We start from the raw sequence: 2261 nt of genomic DNA on the forward strand, positions 1-2261 counted from the left end.
GGGCCTCAGCCGGCCGGCATCTGGATGACCCCGGCGGGGACGCTGGTGGTCGGGATCATGGGGTCGAACCACATTGCCGAGATCGACCCGGCGGACGGCCATGCCATCCGCACCATCGAGACCGGCAAGGGCGCCCACAACTTCCTGGCGGCGCCGGACGGCAAGGCGCTCTACGTCAGCAATCGCGTCGCCAACACCATCTCGGTGCTCGACCCGGCGACGCTGGCCGTCACCCGCACCCTGGTCGCGCCGGGCGGCCCGGACGACATGGCCTTCTCGGCCGGCGGGACCGAACTCTGGGCCACCGGCCGCTGGCGGTCCCAGGTCGACGTCATTGACCTGGCGTCGGGCGCGCTGAAGGGCACCATCCCGGTCGGGCGGTCGCCGCACGGGATCTATATTCACGATGAGCCGCCGCAGGCGGCCGAGCATGATGAGCCGTCGCAGGCGGAGAATGACGCGCCGCCGGCGACAACAGGGCATGACGCTCCTTCGGAGCCGGCGCATGATGCGCCCTAGGCGCGGGGGCACAGGGCGGGGACCGAGGCGATGATCGACGATCTGCTGCACCAGCTCGGCCTGCTGCAGGGCTGGATCTTCGAGACGGCGATCGAGCCGCTGCTCTATGTCCTCGGCCTGATGGACTATGACGAGGACGTGTTCGACTGGATGTGGGTGGCGATGTTCGGCGGTGTCGCCGTGATCGTCGCCTATGCCATCTGCCGCCCGCTCGAGCTGTGGCGGCCGCTGGAGCCGCGGACCGACCGAAAGGCGATCCGCACCGACGTCACCTACACGCTGGTGCATCGCCTGGGCCTGGTGCCGCTGATCGTCTTCGTCATCCTGACGCCGGCCGCCTACGCCATCGACCGGGCGCTGCTGTTCCACGGCATCCTGCCCGAAGCGATCGATCAGTATGTGCCCGCCCTGGCCGACTGGCCGCTGCTGACGCTGGCGATCTACCTGGTGATCCTGGATTTCGCCGAATACTGGCGGCACCGGCTGCAGCACCGGCTGCGCTGGTGGTGGGCGCTGCACAGCCTGCACCACGACCAGCGCCAGATGACGCTGTGGACCGACGACCGCAACCACATCCTCGACGACGTGCTGCAGGCGGTGTGGCTCGGCGCCATCGCACTCCTGATCGGCGTCGAACCGGCGCAGTTCCCGATCATCATCATCGTGCTGCGGCTGGTCGAAAGCCTGTCGCACGCCAATGCCCGGCTCAGCTTCGGCCGGTTCGGCTCCCTTGTCCTGGTCAGCCCGCATTTCCACCGCGTGCATCACGCGCTGGACCATGCGGAAGGCCCGGCCTTCGCCAAGGCCCGGGGCTGTAATTTCGCGGTGATCCTGCCGATCTGGGACGTGCTGTTCGGCACCCGCCGGGTCGACCCGGCCTTCCCGCCCACCGGCATCCGCTCGGCCGATGCGCGCTGGGCCGGGCTCGGCTATCTCGGGCACCAGATCGAAGGCTTCCGCCGCCTGGCCAAGGCGCTCATGCCCCGCCGGCGCCGGCCCGGCTCGGCGATCACCGAGCCGGGCGAATAGCGCCAGCCGTTACCCGTGCCGGATCGCGATGGTCTTGGTCACGCTGAAATGATCCAGCCCTTCCATCGCCTTCTCGCGGCCGAAGCCGGAGCGCTTCATGCCGCCGAAGGGCAGTTCCACCCCGCCGCCGGCGCCGTAATTGTTGACGAAGACCTGGCCGGCCCGGATGCGGCGGGCGCAGCGCATCTGGCGGGCGCCGTCGCGGGTCCAGACCCCGGCGACCAGGCCGAATTCGGTGCCGTTGGCCAGGCGGATCGCCTCCTCCTCGTCGCGGAAGCGCAGCACCGCCATGACCGGTCCGAACACCTCCTCCTGCGCCAGCGGATGGTCCGGCGGCACGTCGCCGACCAGCGTCGGTACCTGGTAGAAGCCGCCGGAAGGCGCGTTCGGGCTCAGCCGTCCCTCGGCCAGCACCGGCAGCCCGTCGGCCCGGGCACGGTCGAGATGGCCGCGCACCCGGTCGCGCTGCCGGGCGCTGATCAGCGGGCCGCAATCCGGGTCGCGGTCCCACGGGCCGGTCTCCAGCGCGCGGAACTTGCCGGCCAACGCGTCGAGGAATTCATCGGCAATGCCGTCCTGCAGCAGCAGGCGGCTGCCGGCGGAACAGGTCTGGCCGGCATTCTGCACGATCGCCGCGGTGACGAAGGGCAGGGCGGCCTCGGCATCGGCGTCGTCGAACACCAGCTGCGGCGACTTGCCGCCCAGTTCCATCG

At 70.2% G+C, this 2261-nt stretch carries 3 protein-coding genes; 2 read left to right on the forward strand and 1 reads right to left on the reverse strand.

Annotated features, from left to right (window positions below; all coding sequences use genetic code 11):
- A partial coding sequence (locus AC3XYG_RS27950) for a YncE family protein (RefSeq protein ID WP_489143150.1) occupies positions 1-519 on the forward strand: 519 nt, incomplete at its 5' end.
- 30 nt (positions 520-549) lie between these two features.
- Positions 550-1548 (forward strand): sterol desaturase family protein, encoded by a 999-nt coding sequence (locus tag AC3XYG_RS27955; RefSeq protein WP_489143151.1) that lies wholly within the window; start codon positions 550-552, stop codon positions 1546-1548.
- A 9-nt stretch (positions 1549-1557) separates the two neighbouring features.
- Here AC3XYG_RS27955 and AC3XYG_RS27960 read toward each other — a convergent pair.
- Positions 1558-2261 (reverse strand): aldehyde dehydrogenase family protein (locus AC3XYG_RS27960; protein WP_489143152.1); only part of this gene is annotated, 704 nt, incomplete at its 5' end.

This window comes from Inquilinus sp. (assembly GCF_057815775.1).